23 protein-coding genes and 1 tRNA gene are annotated in these 23684 nt (G+C 46.1%); 15 read left to right on the top strand and 9 right to left on the bottom strand.

Annotation, left to right across the window (positions count from 1 at the left end; translation table 11 throughout):
* Positions 1-410: 410 nt before the first annotated feature.
* Positions 411-1448 (bottom strand): aspartate--ammonia ligase, encoded by a 1038-nt coding sequence (gene asnA / locus ONT08_RS14565; protein WP_153137598.1) that lies wholly within the window; start codon positions 1446-1448, stop codon positions 411-413.
* A gap of 260 nt (positions 1449-1708) precedes the next feature.
* On the opposite strand from asnA, the gene ONT08_RS14560 reads away from it, so the two are divergent.
* From ONT08_RS14560 to ONT08_RS14550, 3 genes are all read left to right on the top strand, one after another.
* A tRNA-Arg gene (locus ONT08_RS14560) sits at positions 1709-1782 on the top strand.
* A 34-nt stretch (positions 1783-1816) separates the two neighbouring features.
* A complete protein-coding gene (gene pepT / locus ONT08_RS14555; RefSeq protein ID WP_254972594.1) occupies positions 1817-3040 on the top strand; it encodes a peptidase T in 1224 nt (407 codons plus the stop codon).
* A gap of 250 nt (positions 3041-3290) precedes the next feature.
* Positions 3291-5552: a cation:proton antiporter gene (locus tag ONT08_RS14550; RefSeq protein ID WP_264960294.1), complete on the top strand. Its 2262-nt coding sequence runs from the start codon at positions 3291-3293 to the stop codon at positions 5550-5552.
* Positions 5553-5701: 149 nt separating this feature from the next.
* On the opposite strand, the gene ONT08_RS14545 is transcribed toward ONT08_RS14550, so the two are convergent.
* Positions 5702-6577, bottom strand: a complete 876-nt coding sequence (locus ONT08_RS14545; protein WP_254972597.1) for a DUF5715 family protein — start codon at positions 6575-6577, stop codon at positions 5702-5704.
* A gap of 232 nt (positions 6578-6809) precedes the next feature.
* Here ONT08_RS14545 and ONT08_RS14540 point away from each other — a divergent pair, with 232 nt between their 5' ends.
* The 12 genes from ONT08_RS14540 to miaA all read left to right on the top strand — a co-directional run bounded on the left by ONT08_RS14540 (position 6810) and on the right by miaA (position 18747).
* Positions 6810-7778, top strand: a complete 969-nt coding sequence (locus tag ONT08_RS14540) for a PhoH family protein (protein WP_117587646.1) — start codon at positions 6810-6812, stop codon at positions 7776-7778.
* An 84-nt stretch (positions 7779-7862) separates the two neighbouring features.
* The gene (locus tag ONT08_RS14535; RefSeq protein WP_006847238.1) at positions 7863-8813 is read left to right on the top strand and encodes a phosphoribosylaminoimidazolesuccinocarboxamide synthase; all 951 of its coding nucleotides are present in this window, start codon (positions 7863-7865) and stop codon (positions 8811-8813) included.
* A gap of 123 nt (positions 8814-8936) precedes the next feature.
* Positions 8937-9671 (top strand): bifunctional demethylmenaquinone methyltransferase/2-methoxy-6-polyprenyl-1,4-benzoquinol methylase UbiE, encoded by a 735-nt coding sequence (gene ubiE / locus ONT08_RS14530; protein WP_117587648.1) that lies wholly within the window; start codon positions 8937-8939, stop codon positions 9669-9671.
* A 12-nt stretch (positions 9672-9683) separates the two neighbouring features.
* Positions 9684-10427 carry a shikimate dehydrogenase family protein gene (locus ONT08_RS14525; protein WP_117587649.1) on the top strand — a complete coding sequence of 248 codons (744 nt, stop codon included), beginning with the start codon at positions 9684-9686 and terminating at the stop codon, positions 10425-10427.
* Between the two features lie 48 nt (positions 10428-10475).
* Complete coding sequence (locus ONT08_RS14520) at positions 10476-10835, top strand: four helix bundle protein (protein WP_181985808.1); 360 nt, start codon at positions 10476-10478, stop codon at positions 10833-10835.
* Positions 10836-10874: 39 nt separating this feature from the next.
* The gene (locus tag ONT08_RS14515; RefSeq protein WP_118064655.1) at positions 10875-12038 is read left to right on the top strand and encodes an AIR synthase-related protein; all 1164 of its coding nucleotides are present in this window, start codon (positions 10875-10877) and stop codon (positions 12036-12038) included.
* 106 nt (positions 12039-12144) lie between these two features.
* Positions 12145-13254, top strand: a complete 1110-nt coding sequence (gene prfA / locus ONT08_RS14510; protein ID WP_006847233.1) for a peptide chain release factor 1 — start codon at positions 12145-12147, stop codon at positions 13252-13254.
* Positions 13255-13309: 55 nt separating this feature from the next.
* The gene (gene pyrF, locus ONT08_RS14505; RefSeq protein ID WP_006847232.1) at positions 13310-14152 is read left to right on the top strand and encodes an orotidine-5'-phosphate decarboxylase; all 843 of its coding nucleotides are present in this window, start codon (positions 13310-13312) and stop codon (positions 14150-14152) included.
* 202 nt (positions 14153-14354) lie between these two features.
* Positions 14355-15386: a UDP-3-O-(3-hydroxymyristoyl)glucosamine N-acyltransferase gene (lpxD, locus tag ONT08_RS14500; RefSeq protein ID WP_264960293.1), complete on the top strand. Its 1032-nt coding sequence runs from the start codon at positions 14355-14357 to the stop codon at positions 15384-15386.
* 100 nt (positions 15387-15486) lie between these two features.
* Positions 15487-16869 carry a bifunctional UDP-3-O-[3-hydroxymyristoyl] N-acetylglucosamine deacetylase/3-hydroxyacyl-ACP dehydratase gene (locus ONT08_RS14495; RefSeq protein ID WP_301331972.1) on the top strand — a complete coding sequence of 461 codons (1383 nt, stop codon included), beginning with the start codon at positions 15487-15489 and terminating at the stop codon, positions 16867-16869.
* Between the two features lie 105 nt (positions 16870-16974).
* Complete coding sequence (gene lpxA, locus ONT08_RS14490) at positions 16975-17745, top strand: acyl-ACP--UDP-N-acetylglucosamine O-acyltransferase (protein ID WP_264960292.1); 771 nt, start codon at positions 16975-16977, stop codon at positions 17743-17745.
* Between the two features lie 99 nt (positions 17746-17844).
* Complete coding sequence (miaA, locus tag ONT08_RS14485; RefSeq protein ID WP_264960291.1) at positions 17845-18747, top strand: tRNA (adenosine(37)-N6)-dimethylallyltransferase MiaA; 903 nt, start codon at positions 17845-17847, stop codon at positions 18745-18747.
* A gap of 292 nt (positions 18748-19039) precedes the next feature.
* Here the strand turns inward: miaA and ONT08_RS14480 are convergent, their stop codons facing one another.
* The 7 genes from ONT08_RS14480 to ONT08_RS14450 form a co-directional block, all read right to left on the bottom strand.
* Positions 19040-19750, bottom strand: a complete 711-nt coding sequence (locus ONT08_RS14480; RefSeq protein ID WP_264960312.1) for an HAD family hydrolase — start codon at positions 19748-19750, stop codon at positions 19040-19042.
* A gap of 385 nt (positions 19751-20135) precedes the next feature.
* Positions 20136-20264 (bottom strand): hypothetical protein, encoded by a 129-nt coding sequence (locus ONT08_RS14475; RefSeq protein WP_264960290.1) that lies wholly within the window; start codon positions 20262-20264, stop codon positions 20136-20138.
* Positions 20264-20974 carry a hypothetical protein gene (locus ONT08_RS14470; RefSeq protein ID WP_264960289.1) on the bottom strand — a complete coding sequence of 237 codons (711 nt, stop codon included), beginning with the start codon at positions 20972-20974 and terminating at the stop codon, positions 20264-20266. Before ONT08_RS14470 ends, ONT08_RS14475 begins: the two co-directional genes overlap by 1 nt.
* Entirely contained in the window at positions 20961-21272 is a 312-nt protein-coding gene (locus ONT08_RS14465; RefSeq protein WP_118200943.1) for a hypothetical protein, read from the bottom strand. Before ONT08_RS14465 ends, ONT08_RS14470 begins: the two co-directional genes overlap by 14 nt.
* A gap of 189 nt (positions 21273-21461) precedes the next feature.
* A complete protein-coding gene (locus ONT08_RS14460; protein WP_118255533.1) occupies positions 21462-22589 on the bottom strand; it encodes a hypothetical protein in 1128 nt (375 codons plus the stop codon).
* 35 nt (positions 22590-22624) lie between these two features.
* Complete coding sequence (locus ONT08_RS14455; RefSeq protein ID WP_182429662.1) at positions 22625-23380, bottom strand: leucine-rich repeat domain-containing protein; 756 nt, start codon at positions 23378-23380, stop codon at positions 22625-22627.
* Positions 23381-23423: 43 nt separating this feature from the next.
* Complete coding sequence (locus ONT08_RS14450; protein WP_118255535.1) at positions 23424-23684, bottom strand: hypothetical protein; 261 nt, start codon at positions 23682-23684, stop codon at positions 23424-23426.

Genomic DNA, 23684 nt, shown 5'->3' with positions numbered 1-23684 from the left:
AATTAGAAAAATATAGTTTTCTCCCCCGCAACTCTACGACTTTTTTTGTTTAACTACGAAAGCCGGAATGTTAAAATCGGTTTAACATAACTCTGCAGGGTGAAATTTGGCGGTTCAGAAATTTTGTAGTACTTTTGCACCGTATTCATTTTTTTCCATGAAGCGCAGACCTTGATGTCGCGAAACGCGACATCAAGGTTTTACACCCTGCGAAAAGCAAGGTTTGACGTTGCGAAACACAACGTCAAACCTTGAGGCTGTAAAACACAGCCTCAAGGTATAAAACAAAAAAAAGCCCCCGATGCAGAAAAGCACCAGGAGCCTTCGTAAGCAAATTATTATTATCTTAAAAAGATCAACTGAATATGCAGCACATCACAGTATACACCATGACGCACCGGCAGAAAAGCTTAAATGAGGTTCATGCCCGCTTCCTCAGCCTCCTTGCGCATCTCCTCAGGCCAGATGCTAGCCTGGATCTCACCAATGTGAGCCTTATGAAGCAATACCATACACAGACGGCTCTGGCCGATACCGCCACCAATGCTCAGAGGCAACTTGTCGTTCAGGAGCTGCTGATGGAAGTAAAGCTTCTCTCTATCCTCCTTGCCCTCCAGCTTAAGCTGACGCAGCAGACTCTCCTTGTCGACACGGATACCCATAGAACTGAGCTCGAAACTGCGACCCAGAACAGGATACCAGATGAGGATATCACCATTCAGTCCCATCTTGCCGTTCTCAGCCACGGTGCTCCAGTCATCATAGTCAGGAGCTCGGCCATCATGCTTCTTGCCATCGCTCAACTTACCTCCGATGCCCTCTACAAATACAGCGCCGTACTTCTTGCAGATAGCATCCTCACGCTCCTTAGGAGAAAGGTCTGGATACATATCGAGCAAATCCTGCGCATGAATAAAATGAATCTCCTTAGGCAGGAAAGGCTTCAGCTGAGGATAATGCTCGCAAGCCAGGAACTCGGTACGCAAGATGGCACCATAGATGCGGCGCACGATATTCTCGAGGAAGGCGATGGTACGGTCTTCCTTGGTAATCACAGCCTCCCAGTCCCACTGGTCAACATAGAGCGAATGAAGATTATCCAGCTCCTCGTCAGCACGGATGGCGTTCATATCTGTATATACGCCATAAGCAGGCTCAATCTCATACTCGGCAAGCGTCAGTCGCTTCCACTTGGCAAGAGAATGAACCACCTCAGCCTGGGCTTCGCCCAAATCCTTGATAGGGAAACTTACAGGGCGCTCTACGCCGTTCAGGTCATCATTGATACCAAGACCCTTCAATACGAAGAGCGGAGCGGTAACGCGACGCAGACGGAGCTCGGTGCTCAGGTTTTGCTGGAAGAATTCTTTTATCATTTTAATACCCATTTCGGTCTGGCGCATATCCAGCAGCGCCTTGTACCCTTCAGGTTTTATCAAATTGCTCATTTTTATTTCATATTTAGTATTTGCGCTGCAAAGGTACAAAATAATAATTAATCTGCAAGCATTTTTCCGTATTTTTTCGCAAAATGATAGCATTTTTAAGTTTTTTAGTAGCATTTTGTAGAACAATTTGCAAATACACATTATATATATAAAAAAATCTGCCCAAAATATTTGGTTATTTCAAATAAAAGCAGTAATTTTGCAGTCGACTTCCCGTTTCGATGTCATACACAACCGGAGAAACGGGCGGCAGAAAAGAGGGTCTCGTAGCTTAGCTGAATAGAGCGTCAGATTCCGGTTCTGAAGGTCGTGGGTTTGAATCCCACCGAGATCACCCGAAACAACAGAAATGATTAATAATTGAAAACATGGATTTAGTAGAACGATTTATAAACTATACGAAATTCGACACACAGTCGAGCGAAGAATCGACCAGCGTGCCTAGTACGGCAAAACAGCTCGAATTTGCCAAGTACCTGAAGAAGGAACTTGAGAACGAAGGACTGAGCGATGTCGAAATGGATGACATGGGCTATATCTATGCCACCCTGAAGAGCAATACCAAGAAAAAGACTCCTACCATCGGATTTATTTCACACATGGATACATCGCCTGATGCCAGCGGAAAGGATGTAAAGGCGCGCGTCATCAAGAACTATGACGGCAACGACATCGAGCTGAGCCCGGGCATCATCTCAAGCGTTGAGACTTTCCCAGAGCTGAAGGCTCACAAGGGAGAGGATATCATCGTGACAGACGGTACTACCCTGCTGGGTGCTGACGACAAGGCGGGCATCGCTGAAATCGTACAGGCTATGTGCTATCTGCGCGACCACGACGAAATCAAGCACGGAGATATCCGCGTAGGTTTCAATCCTGACGAGGAAATCGGTATGGGTGCACATCATTTCGACGTAGAGAAGTTTGGCTGCGACTGGGCTTACACCGTAGATGGCGGTGACCTGGGCGACCTGGAATACGAGAACTTCAATGCAGCCGGAGCTAAAATCATCATCAAGGGCGTGAGCGTTCATACAGGCTATGCCAAGGGAAAGATGGTGAATGCAAGCCGACTGGCTGTGGAATTCCAGAACATGATTCCTGAGAACGAGACTCCTGAGCAGACAGAAGGCTACCAGGGCTTCTACCACCTCATCGGCATCGAGAGCCGCTGCGAGGAGGCAAAGCTCAGCTACATCATCCGCGATCACGACCGCAACAGGTTTGAAAGCCGCAAGGACTTCATCGAGGACTGCGTAAACAAGATGAACGAGAAGTATGGCGACGGAACCGTAAAGGCGGTTATCTACGACCAGTACTATAACATGAAGGAGAAGATTGATCCTAACATGCACGTCATCGACATCGTGCTCAGAGCGATGCAGGAGAGCGGCGTTCCACCTCGCGTAGAACCTATCCGCGGCGGTACCGACGGAGCCCAGCTGAGCTTCAAGGGTCTGCCTTGTCCTAACATCTTCGCCGGCGGTGTCAACTTCCACGGCCCTCACGAGTTTGTGAGCATCCAGGTAATGGAGAAGGTAGTGAAGACCATCGTGAAGATAGCGGAAATCACAGAAGAATTTAATGATTAGTTTATAGGGCATTCTTGCTGCAAAGGAGAAGCCTCAACTAGTTTATAGTTAATAGTTTATAGTTAATAGGGCTTTCTTGCTGCAAAGCAAGCGTCTTATCTACTATAAACTATTATTTTTATCAGCATCCTTCTTCTTTAAGCAAGTTTGCCCCTATACGGCGAAGCCGCTATTAACTATTAACTATAAACTATAAATAATACGGCGAAGCCGCTATAAACTATAAATTATAAATTATAAACTATAACTAATGGCAGATATTCCCTTTTTAGTAAAAGACCTTGCCCTCATCCTGATGGTAGCAGGCATCGTAACCCTCATCTTCAAAAGGCTCAAGCAGCCGCTGGTGCTGGGATACATCATGGCGGGATTCCTGGTTTCGCCACACATGCCCTACACCATGTCGGTAGTCGACGAGACGGATATCCAGACCTGGGCCGACATCGGTGTCATCTTCACCCTCTTCTCGCTCGGTCTCGACTTCTCGTTCAAGAAAATCGTGAAGATGGGTGCCTCTCCCATCATCGCCACCGTGGTCATCGTGTTCTGCATGATGATGCTGGGCATCAGCGTAGGCCACGGCTTCGGCTGGGGAAGGATGGACTGCATCTTCCTGGGCGGTATGCTCGCCATGAGCTCCACCACTATTATATATAAGGCATTCGATGATATGCGGCTGCGCACCCAGAAGTTTGCCTCGATGGTGATGAGCGTACTGATACTGGAAGATATCCTGGCTATCGTGATGATGGTGATGCTGTCGGCGATAGCGAGCGGAAGCAGTCCCGACGGCGGGCAGATGCTTGCCTCTATCGTGAAGATAGGCTTCTTCCTGGGCGTGTGGTTTATCGTGGGCATCTTCGCCATTCCGTGGTTCCTGCGTTCGGTGAGGAAACTCATCAATGCCGAAACCCTGCTCATCGTTTCGCTGGGTCTGTGCTGCGGCATGGCGGTACTGAGCACCAAGGTGGGGTTCAGCAGCGCCTTCGGATCCTTCGTCATGGGCAGCATACTGGCAGAAACCATTGAGGCAGAGAAGATTATCAAACTCGTAGAACCGGTAAAGAATCTCTTCGGAGCCATCTTCTTCGTATCGGTAGGTATGCTGGTAGACCCGAAGATTCTGGTAGAATATGCCGTTCCTATCCTCGCCCTGGTGGGCACGATACTGGTAGGTCAGGCGATATTCGGCACCTTCGGATTCATGCTCGGAGGTGAGTCGCTGAAGTCGGCGATGCGCTGCGGTTTCTCGATGGCTCAGATTGGTGAGTTCTCTTTCATCATCGCCTCGCTGGGTCTGTCGCTCGGCGTCATCAGCAAGTTCCTCTATCCGGTAGTGGTAGCAGTGAGCGTCATCACCACCTTCCTTACACCTTATATGATCCGTCTTGCCACACCTACCTATCAGGTGATGGAGAAACATCTGCCCGACAAGCTCATCCATATTCTGAACCATTTTGCGATGAGTCATCCCCAGACGCAGCAGCAGAGCAAGTGGAAATCGCTGATCCGACAGATGCTGGTCAACACCACCGCCTACTCCATCCTTTCGGCAGCCGTCATCGCCCTGATGTTCACCTTCGTGCTGCCGTTGATGCGCAATCTGCTGCCCGGCTGGCATCTCCACTGGTATGCCAACGCCATCACCGGTCTGCTCACCGTCCTATTCATCTCGCCGTTCCTGCGCGCCATCGTGATGAAGAAGAACCACAGTGCCGAGTGGAAACGCCTCTGGGTGGAGAGCAGCATCAACCGCGTGCCGCTGCTCTTTACGGTGTTCGTGCGCTTTATGATAGCACTGGCTTTCATCTTCTACATCATCAATTTCCTCTCGCGCTTTACCAATGCGCTGATTGTCTGCATCGGTGCAGCAGTAGTGATGCTGATGATAACCTCCCGCCGTATCAAGAAGCGTAGCATCGTGATGGAGCGCGTCTTCGTTCACAACCTCCGCTCGCGCGATATTGCGGCTCAGGTGAATGGCGAAAAGCGGCCGCTCTACGAGGGCAGACTGCTAGACCGGGATATCCACATCAGCGAATTTGAAGTGCCTGAAGATAGCAGTTGGACTGGCAAATCGCTGCGAGAACTGCATCTGCGCCAGCGGTTCGGTGTAGACCTGAGCAGCATTCACCGCGGCTCTCACCGGCTGAACATCCCGAACGGCAACATGATCATCTTCCCGGGCGACAAACTGCAGGTAATCGGCAACGACGACCAGCTGCAGAAATTCAACACAGCCCTGCAGAGCGACCTGCTGCCTGAGGAGGCTGAAATAGAAAAGCGCGAGATGAAACTTAGCCAGCTCATCATCAGCGGCGGCAGCGAATTCCTGGGAAAGACACTGATAGAAAGCGGAATAAGGGATAAATACAACTGTATGGTGGTAGGACTGGAAGAGGGCCGGGAGAACCTGACCCGTGTTCTGCCTACCCGAGTATTCGAAAAAGGCGATATCATCTGGCTGGTAGGCGAAGAGGCTGACCTTCAGAAAATTCAGGAAAAGAGCTAATAAACTTGAGTTTTTTAGGCACGGATTACACGGATTTTTTATGAGATGATAAATCGCTTAATTTACATGAGCGCCATAAATCCGTGTAATCCGTGTAATCCGTGCCTTTATTTATACCCACTGCGCGTGTGGGGACATTTTCCAGGGATTTACTTCACGGTGATATGGAAGCACCCCTGCTTCACCTCATATTTAATATAGCAGCGGTTCTTGTCGCGGAAATCGCGAAGCACCTCGGAGAACACCCATTTCAGAGTATCATTCTGCACCTGGCGGCGAGGCTGTTCACGGGTCTGAATCTGCTTGTAACGGTTGTAGCAGATATCGAAGGTAGTACCATAAAGATGGCACGAATTCTCGGTAGCATTACCGTTTCGGGTACGCAGTTTCGCCACATCATCCTTGGTACGCAGAATGCTCGTCACGATAATCTTATGCAGCGGAATGCCCTTGATCTGCAACGAATCGAAATAGGCACGACCAATATCCTGGAGCAGCACAGAGGCACGAGGCACCAGGTAAGGAATACTGTTGCTCAGCTTGTCGACATAAAAGAAAGGGTTGCTGCCCACATACACCAGCTTGCCCTTGCTGTTCTCCGCCTCCAGACGGTTCTGTACCGGCTTCACACCATGCTTAGTAGCCGCCAGAATCTGCACATCCTGCTGGTCGGGGAAAGTATTGCCGAAATGAGGCACCGAGAAGATGCGATGCTTCACCTCCTTGCCATCCTTGTCGAAGAAGATAGAAGGCTTGCCGCTCTGTGCCGTATCAGGCATAACAGAGAGTTCATCCTCCTTCAGGTCCTCAGCCACATTCCCTTCAGCATCAGCCGATGCATCAGAAATCTCAGCAGAAGAAGCATCAGAAGCAGCCGAATCCTTCGCTGCCACGAGCGTAGAATCAGCCGCACCAGCAGCCGCAACCTTCGGTTTTGCTACTCCCGGAAAGATGACTCTTACCAGCGCCAGAAGCAAAACCACAATACCAAAACCCTGTAAATATCTGTTCTTACTAATCTTCATAATTATCTTATTTTCAAGAAATAATATTCTATATTCTTCAGGCAAAACGGGAACCGCATCGCCAAATTTAGCTGCAAAGGTAACAAAATCTCTCGAAAAAATAGCTTTTTTAATATTTAAAGAATGTTTTATTCGCCGAAATTTGCTCATTTCATGGAAAAGTAGTAATTTTGCAGCGTTATATAACAAAATATTAGATAGGATAGTTTAAACTTTATAGAATTAAGACATTTTGATAGAGAAACATATTGTACTCGAAGATATCGATCCAGTGATGTTCTACGGTGTGAACAACGCCCACCTGCAGATGATTAAATCGCTGTATCCTAAGTTGCGTATCGTAGCACGCGACAACGTGATTCGTGTGCTCGGCGACGAAGAGGAAATGGCAAAGGTGGAAGAGGATATTGAGCAGATGCGCAAGCACTTGCTTAAATACAACATGCTCAATGATGAAGACATCCTGGACATCGTGAAAGGAAAACAGACCAAGGCGGACAGCGTGAAAGGCGTACTGGTATACAGCATCAGTGGCCGACCTATCAAGAGCCGCAGCGAAAACCAGCAGCAGCTGATAGATGCTTACGAGAAGAACGACATGGTATTTGCCGTGGGACCAGCCGGTACCGGTAAGACCTATCTCAGCATCGCCCTTGCCGTAAAGGCCCTCAAGGAAAAAGCCATCAAGAAAATCATCCTCTCACGACCAGCCGTAGAAGCCGGCGAAAAGCTCGGTTTCCTGCCTGGCGATATGAAAGACAAAATTGACCCATACCTCCAGCCGCTCTACGATGCGCTGGAAGACATGATACCTGCCGTAAAGCTGCAGGATATGATGGAAAAGCACATTATCCAGATTGCTCCGCTCGCCTTTATGCGCGGACGCACACTCAGCGATGCCGTCGTCATCCTCGACGAGGCGCAGAACACTACCTCCCAACAGATTCGCATGTTCCTAACCCGTATGGGCATGAACACCAAGATGATTATCACCGGCGACCTGACACAGATTGACCTGCCACGCGAACAGCGAAGCGGACTGAAGGAGGCGCTCAAGATTCTGGACGGAGTGGAAGGCATCGGAGTGGTGAAGCTGGGACAGAAGGATATCGTGCGCCACAAACTCGTAACCCGCATCGTTAACGCATACGACAAGTATGACAAGGAGAGAGCGGAAGAAAAGAAAACAATTAAAAATTAATAATTGATAATTAATAATTAACAGTACTGCTCTAGGGGCAGGCTCAATTATAAATTGTAAATTATAAATTATAAATTAAATAAAATGAAAGCATTAACAAAGACAGATTTCCATTTTGATGGACAGAAGAGTGTTTACCACGGTAAAGTACGTGATGTGTATGACATTAACGACGACCTCCTCGTGATGGTCGCTACCGACAGAATCTCAGCGTTCGACGTTGTTCTGCCTAAGGGTATCCCTTTCAAAGGACAGGTGCTCAATCAGATTGCAGCTAAGTTCCTGGACACAACTACAGACATCTGTCCAAACTGGAAGTTGGCTACTCCAGACCCAATGGTTACCGTAGGTTTGAAGTGCGAAGGTTTCCGCGTGGAGATGATCATCCGTTCTATCCTCACCGGTAGTGCATGGCGCGAGTATCAGAAGGGCTGCCGCGAGATCTGCGGTGTGAAGTTGCCAGACGGTATGCGCGAGAACCAGCGTTTCCCAGAGCCTATCATCACCCCTACTACAAAGGCCGACGAGGGTCACGACATGAATATCTCTAAGGAAGAGATCATCGCCCAGGGTATTGTTAGTGCAGAGGATTACGCTGTGATGGAGGACTACACACGCCGCATCTTCGCCCGCGGTCAGGAAATCGCTGCCAAGCAGGGCTTGATCCTCGTAGATACCAAGTACGAGTTCGGCAAGCGCGACGGCAAGGTTTACCTCATCGACGAGATCCACACTCCAGACTCTAGCCGCTACTTCTATGCTGACGGTTACGAGGAGAAGTTTGAGAAGGGTGAACCACAGCGCCAGCTCTCTAAGGAGTTCGTTCGCCAGTGGCTCATCGAGCACAACTTCATGAACGAGCCAGGCCAGACCATGCCAGAGATTACCGACGAGTATGCAGAGAGCGTATCCGACCGCTACATCGAACTCTACGAGCACATCACCGGCGAGAAGTTTGACAAGGCTGCTGAGGAAGGCGACATCGCTGCCCGCATCGAGAAGAACGTAAGCGAGTGGCTTGCTGCACACAAGTAGTTTTTAGTTAATAGTTTACAGTTAATAGTTTACAGTTAATAGAGGCTACGCCGTTGAGCAACAAAGCGGTTCATGCTATAAACTATAAACTATAAATTAGAAACTGTAAAAAACTATATATAAATGTATAAGCAAGAACAGATAAAGCCCTACGAGGGCACAGGAGACAAGGGCAAGCTGGTAGAGGAGATGTTCGACAACATCGCCCCTACCTACGATACCCTGAACCACCGTCTCTCGTGGGATATCGATAAGGGATGGCGCAAGAAGGCAATCAGGCGTCTTGCGCACTTCTCTCCTAAAAAGATGCTCGACATCGCTACCGGTACCGGCGATTTCGCCATCCTAGCTGCACAGATGCTACATCCCGACCAGCTAATCGGAGCAGACATCTCGGAAGGCATGATGGAGATAGGCAGACAGAAGGTAAAGCAGCTGGGACTGGAAAACACCATCTCCTTTGCCAAGGAAGACTGCCTCAACCTCTCGTTCCAGGACGAGAGCTTCGACGCAGTAACCGCAGCCTTCGGTATCAGGAACTTCCAGAACCTGGACCAGGGACTGAAGGAAATGTGCCGGGTACTGAAAAAAGGCGGACATCTCTGCATCGTAGAACTCACCACGCCGGTCAGTTTCCCGATGAAGCAGCTGTTCAGTATCTACAGCAACACTGTCTTGCCGATGTATGGCAAACTCATCAGCAAAGACCAGAGCGCCTACAGTTATCTCAACAAGACCATCGAGGCATTCCCTCAGGGCGAGGTCATGATGGAGGTGTTCAAAAAGGCAGGATTCGCAAAGGCAGAGTTCAAGCGACTCACCTTCGGTATCTGCACACTCTATTTCGCAACCAAATAAAACAAAAATATTATGGACAAGTATGGACTCATAGGTTACCCTCTGGGGCATTCGTTCTCAAAGAACTATTTCAACGAAAAGTTTGAGAACGAGGGCATCGATGCCCAATACATCAACTTCGAGATACCTTCTATCGAAAATCTTACCGAGATTCTCGACTCAAATCCTGAACTAAAGGGGCTCAACGTCACAATACCTTATAAGGAGAAAGTGATCAGCTATCTCGACGTGGTAAGCCCTGAGGCGAATGCTATCGGAGCCGTCAACGTGATCAAGGTGGAGCACAGAGGCGAAGATGTTTATCTGAAAGGATATAACAGCGATGTAATCGGTTTTACCAAGAGCATCGAACCTTATATCGAGCCTTATCACAAGAAGGCTCTCATCCTGGGTACAGGCGGAGCTTCAAAGGCTATCAACTTTGGTCTGAAATCGCTCGGACTGGAAACAGCCTTCGTGAGTCGATACGAGCGTCCGGGTACTATCCAGTACGAAAAAATCACCCCTGAGGTTATCAAGGAGTATAACGTCATCGTAAACTGTACCCCAGTGGGCATGTACCCACACGTAGACGAGTGTCCTGCGCTGCCTTACGAGGCAATGGACAGCCACACCCTGCTCTACGACCTCATCTACAATCCCGACGAAACCCTCTTCATGAAGAAGGGCAAAGAACACGGAGCCACAGTAAAGAATGGCTTGGAAATGCTCTTGTTGCAAGCCTTTGCATCATGGGATTTCTGGCACCAGGATTAGTTACTAGTTAATAGTTTATAGTTTATAGTTAATAGGGCTTTTCTGACTATGAAATATAGTATACTTAGAGAAAAAAGTAAAGCTTTTGCTATTCGGATTATCCGAATGTACCAATGGTTGACAAAAGAAAAGAAGGAATTCATTCTTTGCAAACAATGCCTAAGAAGTGGTACTAGCATAGGAGCTAACATCACAGAAGGTCTCAATGCTCAAAGCACCAGCGACTTTTTAGCAAAACTCTATATTTCACTAAAGGAAGCCAACGAAACAAACTATTGGCTAGAACTATTATATGAAACAGAGTATATTGATAAAAAAAAGTTTGATAGCATGAATAAAGATTGTTTAGAGTTGATAAAATTGTTGACTTCTATCATCAAGACAACAAAAAGAAATAATCAATTATAAGCAAGAATGCTATAAACTATAAATTTTAAACTTTTAATTATGAATAATAGATATATGATGCGCGGTGTTAGCGCAGCAAAGGAAGATGTTCACAACGCTATCAAGAACATCGACAAGGGTATCTTCCCACAGGCTTTCTGCAAGATCATACCTGATATCTTGGGCGGCGACCCAGAGTATTGTAACATTATGCATGCCGACGGTGCAGGTACCAAGTCGAGCTTGGCTTACATGTACTGGAAAGAGACGGGCGACCTCTCTGTATGGAAAGGTATCGCTCAAGATGCTATCGTGATGAATACCGACGACCTGCTCTGCGTAGGCGCCGTAGACAACATCCTCGTTAGCTCTACCATCGGCCGCAACAAGATGCTCATCCCAGGCGAGGTAATCTCAGCTATCATCAACGGTACTGACGACCTGCTCCACGAGATGCGTGAGATGGGTATCGGCATCTATCCTACCGGCGGTGAGACTGCTGACGTAGGCGACCTGGTTCGTACTATCATCGTTGACTCTACCGTTACCTGCCGCATGAAGCGCAGCGACGTCATCAACAATGCCAACATCCGTCCAGGCGATGTCATCGTAGGTCTTTCTTCTACAGGTCAGGCTACTTACGAGAAGAAGTACAACGGCGGTATGGGCAGCAACGGACTTACTTCTGCCCGCCACGATGTATTCGCCAAGTATCTCGCAGAGAACTATCCTGAGAGCTACGACCACGCCGTGCCAGACGAGTTGGTTTACAGCGGTAAGTATAAGTTGACAGATGAGGTAGAGGGTTCACCTATCAATGCCGGCGAGTTGGTTCTCTCTCCTACCCGTACCTACGCTCCGGTCATCAAGAAGATTCTCGACGAACTCCGCCCAGAGGTTCACGGTATGGTTCACTGCACCGGTGGTGCCCAGACCAAGGTTCTTCACTTCGTAGGCGAGAACTGCAAGGTAGTGAAGGACAACATGTTCCCAGTACCTCCACTCTTCAAGGCGATCCACGACTGCTCAGAGACCGACTGGAAGGAAATGTATCAGGTATTCAACATGGGTCACCGCATGGAGATCTACGTACGTCCTGAGGTTGCCGAGAAAGTTATCGCCATCAGCAAGAGCTTCAACATCGATGCCCAGATTGTGGGTCACATCGAAGAAGGCAAGCGCAGCCTGACCATCAAGAGCGAATTCGGAACATTCGAATACTAATTGATAGTTAATAGTTTATAGTTTATAGCGGCTTCGCCGTTTAGCAAACTTGCCATAGGTGGTTCATGCTATAAACTATAAACTATAAACTATAAACTAAAATAAAATGGATAATAACAACATATTACAGAAGCTAGAAGGCTTAGAAAGCCGATACGAGGAAGTAAGCACCCTCATTACCGACCCAGATGTCATCGCCGACCAGCCACGCTACGTGAAGCTCACCAAGGAATGGAAAGACCTGGGTGACATCATGGACGCACGCAAGCGATACATCAACTGCCTGAATAGCATCAAGGAGGCAAAGGACATCCTTGCCAACGAGAGCGATCCGGAAATGAAGGAGATGGCTCGCGAAGAACTCAACGAGAACGAGGCGCTGCAGCCTAAACTCGAAGAAGAAATCAAGATTGCGCTGGTACCTAAGGACCCAGAAGACGCCAAGAACGTACAGATGGAAATCCGAGGCGGTGCCGGAGGCGACGAGGCAGCCCTCTTTGCAGGCGACCTATTTAATATGTATAAGAAATACTGCGAATCGAAGGGATGGACCGTCAGCGTGACTTCTGTTTCTGAAGGCGCAGTAGGTGGATACAAGGAAATCGACTTCGCAGTAAGCGGTACTGACGTTTACGGTACATTGAAGTACGAATCAGGTGTTCACCGTGTTCAGCGTGTGCCTGCTACTGAAACACAGGGCCGTATGCACACCTCAGCTGCTACCGTGGCCGTATTGCCAGAGGCAGACAAGTTTGAAGTGAACATCAACGAAGGAGACATCAAGTGGGATACCTTCCGAAGTTCAGGTGCCGGTGGTCAGAACGTGAACAAGGTGGAGTCTGGTGTACGTCTCCGCTACCCTTGGAAAAACCCTAACACAGGCGAGGTAGAGGAAATCCTCATCGAGTGTACCGAAACCCGTGACCAGCCAAAGAACAAGGAGCGTGCCTTGAGCCGCCTCTATACATTCATCCACGACCGTGAGCACCAGAAGTATGTTGACGATATCGCCAGCCGCCGCAAGAGCCTCGTTTCTACCGGCGACCGCAGTGCGAAAATCCGTACCTACAACTTCCCACAGGGCCGTGTTACCGACCACCGTATCGGTTACACCACTCACGATCTCAATGGTTTCCTGGCAGGTGATATTCAGGACATGATTGATGCCCTGACTGTAGCCGAGAACGCAGAAAAGCTGAAAGAAACAGAATTGTAAAACCCCGATTCATCGTTCCGTACATCGGGGCGATGAATCATCATATCAATCCATTATGAACAGAAAAGAACTCGTAGAGCAGATTTTCGCCAAGAAGAGTTTCTTGTGCGTAGGTCTTGACACAGATATCAACAAGTTGCCTAAGTGCATCACCGAGAGTGAAGACATCCAGGGCGCAGAAGCCGAAATGATATTCAGATTCAACAAGGCTATCATCGACGCAACAGCCCCATACTGTGTGGCTTACAAGCCAAACCTGGCTTTCTATGAGAGCCGCGGCATCGATGGCATGATTGCCTTCGAAAACACCATCAAGTATCTCCACAGCCACTATCCAAACCACTTCATCATCGCAGATGCCAAGCGCGGTGATATCGGCAACACCAGCAAAATGTATGCCCAGACATTCTTCGAGGAGTACAATATCGACTCTGTAACCGTAGCACCTTATATGGGCGAGGATTCAGTCAAGCCATTCCTCGAGTATGACGGCAAGTGGGTTATCCTCCTGGCACTTACCAGCAACAAGGGTAGCCACGACTTCCAGCTCACCGAGGATAAGGAGGGCGAGCGCCTCTTCGAGAAGGTTCTCAAGAAGAGCCAGGAATGGGGCAACGATGAGAACATGATGTATGTAGTAGGCGCTACACAGGGCAAGATGTTCGAAGACATCCGCAAGGTGGCTCCTAACCACTTCCTCCTCGTACCGGGCGTAGGTGCACAGGGTGGCAGCCTGCAGGAAGTTTGCAAGTATGGCATCATCAAGGATTGCGGCTTGCTCGTCAACTCTTCCCGCGGCATCATCTATGCCAGCAACGGCGATGACTTTGCTGAGGTAGCAGGTCAGAAAGCTAAGGAGTTGCAGGCTGAAATGGCAGCAGAACTTGCTAAGTTATAAAAACTCAATTTAGGCGCAAAGTATCTTTAAAAAGAGGCTTTGCGCCTAAAAAATACCCTTTTATGGGGCGAAAAAGCAAAATATTACAAAATAAAGTCGAGAATCTAAATCTTTTTTGCTATTTTTGCAAACAAATTGCGGTTACCTAAAGGTAATGATGCCTTGGGAACCTAAATAAAACAAACTAGAAGTCAGATAAATTATGGAATTTACCGCTCAACAAATAGCCCAGTTCGTTCAGGGCCGTGTGGAAGGTGATGAGAACGCAACTGTCAACACCTTCGCAAAAATCGAAGAAGGTAAGGAAGGCGCCATCTCGTTCCTTTCTAACCCTAAATACACTCATTATGTTTACGAAACCAAGTCAAGCATCGTACTCATTGATGAGAACGTAGAATTGGAACACCCTGTCAGCACAACCCTCATCCGTGTGAAGAATGCATACGAGTGTGTGGCTAAGCTCCTGCAGATGTACGAATCCATGAAGCCTAAGAAGACCGGCATCGATCCGCTGGCTTTCGTATCTCCAAAGGCTAAGGTGGCTGAAGGTGTATATGTAGGTGCTTTCGCGTATATCAGCGATGGTGCAGAGGTAGGCGAAGGTAGCCAGATTTATCCTCATGCCTACATCGGAGAGGGTGTGAAGATTGGTAAGAATGCACTCATCTATCCGAACGTTACCGTATATCACGGCTGTAAATTAGGCAATAACGTTACGCTTCATGCCGGTTGTGTAATCGGTGCCGACGGATTCGGATTCGCTCCAGGTCCTGAAGGTTACGACAAGATTCCTCAGATTGGTATAGTTACCATCGAAGACGATGTAGAGATTGGTGCCAACACTTGTGTAGACCGTTCTACAATGGGTTCTACCTATGTTCGCAAGGGCGTAAAGCTCGACAACCTCGTACAGATTGCCCACAATACCGACATCGGCGCCAATACCGTGATGTCTTCTCAGGTAGGTGTAGCAGGCAGTACAAAGGTAGGCGAATGGTGTATGTTTGGCGGTCAGGTGGGTATTGCCGGCCACATCACTATCGGCGACAAGGTGTTCCTCGGTGCCCAGAGCGGTGTTCCTGGCAGCCTCAAGAGCGGTCAGCAGCTCATCGGAACTCCTCCTATGGAGCAGCGCGCTTACTTCAAGTCTCAGGCTATCTTCCGTCGTTTGCCTGACATGTACAAGGAACTCAACGACCTGAAGAAGGAAATCGAAGAATTAAAGAAAAAGTAATTTTTTTCAATGTTAAATGTAAAGTGTTAAATGTTAAATGAGCGAATGCCCCAACAAGTTAACACTTAACATTTAACACCTAACATTAAAATAAATCGTTATGTCAAAACAGAAGACACTGAAAGGTAGCTTCTCTCTTTGCGGAAAGGGTTTGCATACAGGCTTGAGCCTCACCGTAACTTTCAATCCTGCACCAGAGAACACCGGTTATAAAATACAGCGTATCGACCTCGAAGGCGAGCCTGTTATCCAGGCTGTAGCTGAAAACGTTGTTGAAACACAGCGCGGTACCGTACTCGGTAAGGGCGATATCCGCGTTTCTACCATCGAGCATGGTATGTCAGCACTCTATGCCCTCGGCATCGACAACTGCCTCATCCAGGTAAACGGTCCTGAGTTCCCTATCCTCGACGGTTCTGCTGCTCCGTATGTAGAGAAGATCCAGAGCATAGGCATCCAGGAGCAGAATGCTGAGAAAGACTACTACATCATCCGTCATAAGATTGAGGTGAAAGATGATAATGGGTCTGTCATCACCATCCTTCCTGACGAGGACTTCAGCATCACAGCCATGTGTTCTTTCGAGAGCAAATTCATCAACAGCCAGTTTGCTACCCTCGAAAAGATGGAGACATACGCAGAGGAGATTGCATCAGCCCGTACCTTCGTTTTCGTACGCGACATCATGCCTCTGCTCCAGGCTAACCTCATTAAGGGTGGTGACCTGGACAATGCCATCGTTATCTACGAGCGCCAGGTAGAACAGGCTCAGCTCGACCAGCTCGCCGACCATCTCAAGGTGCCTCACATGGATGCCAACAAGTTGGGTTACATCCAGCACCGTCCATTGCAGTGGGAGAACGAATGTACACGTCATAAGCTGCTCGATATCATCGGTGATATGGCACTCATCGGCAAGCCTATCAAAGGCCGCATCATCGCTACACGTCCAGGCCATACCGTAAACAACAAGTTCGCCCGCCTCATGCGCAAGGAGATTCGCAAGCACGAGATTCAGGCTCCTATCTACAATCCTAATGAGGAGCCAATCATGGATAATATCCGCATCCGTCAGCTCCTGCCTCACCGCTACCCTATGCAGCTGGTCGATAAGGTCATTGCTATGGGTCCTAACAGCATCGTGGGCGTAAAGAATGTAACCAGCAACGAGCCTTTCTTCACCGGTCACTTCCCTGAAGAGCCAGTGATGCCGGGTGTTCTCCAGGTAGAGGCTATGGCACAGTGTGGCGGTCTGCTCGTATTGAACCAGCTGGAAGAGCCTGAGCGCTGGAGCACTTACTTCATGAAACTCGATGATGTGAAGTTCCGCAAGAAGGTGGTTCCGGGCGATACCCTCCTCTTCCGTGTAGAACTCCTCGCACCTGTACGTCATGGCATCAGCTCTATGAAGGGCTATATGTTCGTAGGCGACCAGGTAGTGGCAGAGGCTACTTTCACTGCACAGATTGTTAAGAACAAGTAAAAATCAGTTAATAGTTAATAGTTTATAGCGGCTGCGCCGTTTAGCAAGATTGCTTAGGTGGTTCAGGCTATAAACTATAAATTATAAACTTTAAACTTAATAGAAATGAATCAGATTAGTCCATTAGCGTTTGTTCATCCAGAGGCAAAACTCGGTGACAACAACATTATCGGTCCTTTCTGCTATATCGACAAGGACACCGTTTTGGGCGATAACAACGTATTGCAGAACAGCGTTACCATCCACGTGGGCGCTCGCATCGGCAACAATAATGAATTTTTCCCAGGCGCCAGCATCTCTACCAAGCCTCAGGACTTGAAGTTCAAGGGCGAGCAGACAACCTGCGAGGTGGGCGATAATAACAGTATCCGTGAGAACGTTACTATCTCTCGTGGTACAGCCTCTAAGGGCAAGACCGTAGTAGGCAGCAACAACCTCCTGATGGAGACCGTTCACGTGGCTCACGACTGCGTGCTCGGCAGCGGCTTGATTATCGGCAACTCTACCAAGTTTGCCGGTGAGGTGGTAGTAGATGACAACGCCATCGTCAGCGCCAACGTTCTCGTTCACCAGTTCTGCCATATCGCAGGCTACGTGATGATCCAGGGTGGTTGCCGTTTCTCTCAGGATATTCCTCCTTATATCATTGCCGGCAAGGAGCCAACCCGCTATTGCAGCATCAACCTCATCGGTTTGCGTCGCCGTGGTTTTAGCAATGAGACCATCCAGAACATCCACGAGGCTTATCGCCTGCTCTACAGCAAGGGTATATTGAAGGAAGGTATCGAGGAAATCAAGAAGAATCTTGAGGTTACCAAGGAGATTCAGTATATTATCGACTTCGTAGAGAGTTCTCTGCGAGGCATTATCCGATAAAAGTAAAAGGGTAAAAAAGTAAAAAGGTAAAAAGAGCATCCTTGCATAGGTTTATGAAACGAGCAAGGATGCTTTTTTCTTGAATATAAAGAATGATATATGAAAACATTGATTGTGGTCTTAGGTCCTACCGGTGTAGGTAAAACGGAGCTTTGCCTTTCACTGGCAGAGCATCTCGCTATACCTATCATCAATGCCGACTCCCGCCAGATTTTCGCCGAACTCCCTATCGGAACCGCAGCCCCTACTGCCGAACAGCAGCAGCGGGTAAAGCATTATTTCGTAGGAAACCACCACATCGAAGATTATTACAGCGCTGCCCAATATGAGGCTGATGTAATGAATCTCCTGCAGGAAGATATCTTCAAGAATCACGATGTGGCGCTGCTTACAGGTGGCAGCATGATGTATATCGATGCTGTATGCAAAGGAATCGACGACATCCCTACTGTTCGTGACGACATACGCACTTGGATGAAACAGCGTCTGGAAGAGGAAGGGCTGGAGGCACTGGTAGAAGAACTCCACAAGATGGATCCGGAGCACTGGGCGATAGTAGACAGGAAGAATCCACGCCGCGTGGTTCATGCCCTGGAAATCTGCCATCAGACCGGCAAGACTTATACTTCTTTCCGCACAGCCGAAAAGAAGCAGCGCCCTTTCCGCATCATCAAGATAGGTCTGAACCGCGACAGAGCTGAACTCTACGACCGCATCAACCAGCGTGTACTGATGATGATGGACGAAGGTCTGGAGGCAGAAGCACGCAGCGTATACCCACACAAGGGTCTCACCGCCTTGAGAACCGTGGGCTACAAAGAAATGTTCTCTTACTTTGACGGCGAGATAGACCGCGATGAAGCTATCAGACAAATCCAGTCGCACAGCCGTGAATACATGCGCAAGCAGCTTACCTGGTTTAAGCGGGATACCACTATCCAATGGTTCCATCCAGAACAGCAAGAAGAAATCCTTGCGTATATTGATAAAGAAATAGGATAACTCTTAGTCCCTTTTTACTAAGAGTTATCCTAAAGTAAGGCTTGACCCCTTATTTTAAGGTGTCAAGTGGGTAAACTTGCTGATTTTCAAGCACTTAACATACACAATACGATAAAACACCGTAACAAGGTAGTAAATTAGCTGATTTTCAAACATTTAACCACCTTGCTACCATAAAACGCGGTAACAAGATAGCAAACTAACTGATTTTCAGATATTTAGCATACACGAAACCGTAAAACACGGTAGATGGGTATCAGCAGATAAAGAGGAAAGGCTGATATCCATCCCTCTATATCCAATCAAGAATCTCCTTGAAATATGAGATGCGGCGGAGTTTCGGGTGTTCATACTCTTCAGTCTTCTCATGCGCCCAAATAGATTGGGCAGGAATATGGATGGCAGAACAGCCGATGCTCAGCGCAGGAGCAATATCACTCTTGAAACTGTTACCCACCATGACGAGTTCTGAAGGCTGGACATCCAGTTCCCTGCAGAGGCGGCGGTAAGCTTCAGGCTTTTTGTCGCTCACGATACTTACCACATCAAAATAACGCTGCAAACCCGAGCGCCATAATTTATTCTCCTGATCCTGCAACTCTCCCTTCGTAAAGACGGCAAGTTTCAATCCCCTGCCCTCTTTCTTCTTTTCATGCAGCAGAGCCAGCGTCTCCTCTACCCCCTCCAGCGGTTTGGCATCAAGATGCAGCAGACTCTTTCCCAGCCCTATAATCTGAGCAATCACATAGGCAGAAACCTTGCCCTTACTTACCTTCACGGCATTCTCTACCAGCGAAATGGTGAAAGCCTTGCAGCCATACCCCAAGTCAGCCATATTACCACTCTCCGTCTCCAGAAGAGCGGCAGAGATTTCTTTCTCTTTTCCGTATTCAGAAAGAAGTTCGCAATATTCATGCTCCACGTCCTCGAAATAGTTTTGTAATGCCCAGAGCGTATCATCGGCATCGAAGGCTATCGCCTTGATATTCTTCAGTTTTTCCATACTTTTCATTTCTTTTAGTTGCAAAGTTAATGTTTTTATCCGAAAAGGAAAACAATTTATTCTGCTTTCTTTTGCATATACCAATATTTTTCGTAACTTTGCCAAAAATTCAAATAAAGCAACAATATGAAGGCTAATGCTGTTGACGGAATATATATGACGTAATGTAAGAACTTATATTTCTTGGTGCAAGAAAGCCTTTTCATAGATGCCATGACAATCGTCATACAATCGCACGACATATATCATTCAATCATACGGCATATGCCGTGCGACTACATGACATATGTCGTGCGATTGCAAAAAAGGACTTCTTGCATCATCATTACTATATTCTTACGTCACAACCAATAGCTTTTCATAGCGGAATAAACGAATTTACATTTTAGACACAGAAAATTTGGTAGAACTCATGGGTATGAGGCTCCGCACAACAAGGATTATAGACAAAGAAACGAGGCATGAAATACAACTCCAATCCCGAATGATGATTCTCTTCTATTGAATATGTCATTACTTCTCATCTTTTTTATAATCTTCAAACGACATTTCCTTGACGAGGTTTCCTTTTTCATCATAAACAGACACTACAGAATACCTACCAGACTCGCCATTAGCATGATGCCTGAAAGATAAGCATATAGGCAGGCCCTCCTCTGATGTAAAGCCTACGCAGCCACGATTTGACGGCAACAATATCGCCTCTCCCGCATCCTTATCTACTATAAAAGTATAAATTGTATTCATCTTGTCTGTTGTTCCATTTACAACTACCACATCAGGATTTAGAGGGACAAGCATGGCTTCACTTGCCACAAAAACTGAATCTAGCCCTATCGTTACACCATGTTTTTTATCCGGATTATACCATAACAAATCTGCCATAGGATGCGCCGTAACTATTTCTTGAATATCATTCTGCTTCTTATAATACTTCCAAATGGTAACTACGTCACCGCCACAAATGCCATCTCCCCCATCAACGCTTCTCAACAAGATTGCATCAACATCCTCATCTGTTACAACAGTATTATTTGGCAGATGAAAATGTTTGATGATTTGTGCTATCATCGCTTGCGAATACTTTCCATCTTCATTATTTTCAAATTTCAAAATGACATGATCTTGAGCAGGAGCAACTTGTTTTGCCCCCTTTTCTCCACAGCTGATAGAAAGAAAGCACAGCTGTAGCAGTACAACTATCCAATATTTACACTCTTTCATTTTCTAACTTACGAGAGTTTAAATGATACAAAAGAACTTCCTTTATATCATCGGCAACATTATTAGCCAATCTTTCAAAGACCTTTGGCCCAGAGCCATTAGGCAAGCTATCAATTTCATTGACTTCTATAAGATTATAATGAGGAATTTCTGGATGGCTATAGTCATAGCGATATCCTCCAAATGTCAGAAACTCTGCATTCGGAATACCAATATCCTTCATACGATTGATTACATTAGTGCCAGCCCCACCGACACCGATGCACAATATCTTTATATTTTCTGTATCATTTCCCATATTATAGTAGCATTATTAATATCGATTGCAAAATTAAACAAAAAATCGATAAGTTGTATCAGCAAGCCTTGATCTTTTCATTCACAAGGCTTACTGACACCCTGTACTACAGCACATTTTGCTAACATATAAACTATAGACGAGTTATATTTATTATCTTTACATATAAAGAAACAGTTTTTGGCATCATTAAAGATTTAGATGATCATCTATTATTTCATATAATTCGTGAAAATACTCCTCACCTTTGTCTAAAATTTCCTTTTTATTACCAAGTTTAGCAGTTCTCAATTCTTTATGAAAAGCATTAATGTCCTCTTGATTTGGAATATGATATGGTAGAGAGGTATCTATCAAAAAGACCTTTTTGTTCTCATCATAAAATTTAGATAGGATATATGTCATTATAGGCAATCTGTTCTCCATTGCCCTATCTTTTCTTCTATATGATGCAGAAGGTGTCATTCCCCCCAAACCCAATAAAGTTGGATCAGGATTTACATTATAAAGTTCATCAACTAGCGTTTGTGGTCTTTTTACAAACAATGTAAATAAAGCAGGTAAGGCATATGTATTTTTCGCAATTAGGAAGTTCTTCGCTATGCAGTAGTATGCATTCTGAGCAGCAATTTCATTAACCAGAAAATTTCCATTCGTGAAATACAATGCCATTTTTATAAATGCAAGGCCAACAATTTGACCATCCTTAGCCTCAACATTCTTTAGCAAATGACTATTATATCCCTGTACCTTTGTATATAGCTTTACTAGATTATCAGTAACTCCTTGCTTGTTTCCTGTAACAAAACAAAGATTCACATTGCCTGCTATTCCTGCCATTTGATCTGAAAAACTAGCATTCTCATCCACACTGACCTGAAAATCAGACAATCTTACCTTTTGCACTGTTGCCTTTTTAAACGCTTCATCTATTCGCTTAGCAGTTTCTTCTTTTTTTCGTTGAGTTTGCTGTTCTTTAGCCTTTTTTGCTTCATCTGCCTTGCGCTTAGTTTCTGCAATTCGTTTAGCCTTCTTATTTTCATAAAGAGCTATAGATTTTTCCACGCTATAAAATGTCCCATTCACTCTTTCGACCGTGAAGGAACTTTCTGAAACATCCCAAATAGACTCATTGCTTTTCGCAGCATTCACCGCTCCATACAACGGACTTTCATCCGACAAAATAAAATATGCTTCTTTTGGAGAAGAGAACAAAGAAGTCCAAAAGCCTCTTTCTTTTATAGCTATAACTCTAATTACATCCTTATATGTTCGGAAGTCAACTTTTCCGATACTTTTGATTTTATAATCACTCATAGCTTTTATCTATTTTTTTATCTCTATTACAGGGTTCACACTTCTACAAACTTATCAACCGAAAATGGCAATAACTTCTCGAACTTTGTGTGACTACCTTTTGGAATTTTTATCTCCTTAAGACTTGTACAGCCATCAAATACACCAGAGCCAATCTCTTTAATCGTATCAGGAATATAGACCCATTTTAACGATTCACAATTTCTGAAAGCATGGCTATCTATTTTTACTATCGAGTCTGGGAAGACAACACTTGTCACTTTCTTGCATCCTTCAAATGCACTTGCACAAATATAAGCTAACACTTGTGGCATATGCAATTCTTGTTCTGCATTAAGAAAAGCACAACCACAAAAAGCACTATCACCAATATATTTCAAATTTGGAGACCATTTTATCTCTCTTACACATGCGTTACTAAAAGCCCATTTTCCTATAGCCACAAGCGTATTTGGACAAAATATCTTTTTTCTATTATGCATTGTTCCATTCAAATTAAAAGCATAATTGCAAACAGCTACAGTACCATCAGCTATTTTATATTCTTTTAAATCCGCACGCCCTTGTATCAATTTTGTCCCATCATAGTAATAACGCACGCCACAGCTATCACTATATTCCTTATCAACATATTTACCAGGATTTGGATTAACACATAAAGACGCAAGCTCTTGCTCTGTCATCTCCTTTGCTCTTTCTCCGAGCCCATTCATAAAATCTCGAAGTTGCTCTATGGACTGAATCTTATAAATCAACCCATTATGCTCTAAATATCCATTTAACTCTTTCATAACTTCCATTTATATTTACGTTCCTTGTAATTAATAGTCTTTGTCAATCTACGTTCCATGTAGCTTCTGGACATCCATCAAATGCATCATCTATGACATCATCACTATATCCGTTATAGTAGCCATATTTTTCTCCAGATGTACCATAATCATCCCATTCATTGTAATAATCATCCTCATTACAAAAATCATCAAATTCATCTGTATCGTCTTCTAAACTATCCATAAATTCTTGAAGTTGCTCGACAGATTGAATTTTATAAATGTCCCCATCATACTCCAAATATCCTTTTACTTCATCCAT

It is taken from the genome of Segatella copri (assembly GCF_026015465.1).
Taxonomy (GTDB): Bacteria; Bacteroidota; Bacteroidia; order Bacteroidales; family Bacteroidaceae; genus Prevotella; species Prevotella copri_E.
Note: the sequence above shows the minus strand (reverse complement) of the source record. Positions and strands in the feature narration are given on the sequence as shown.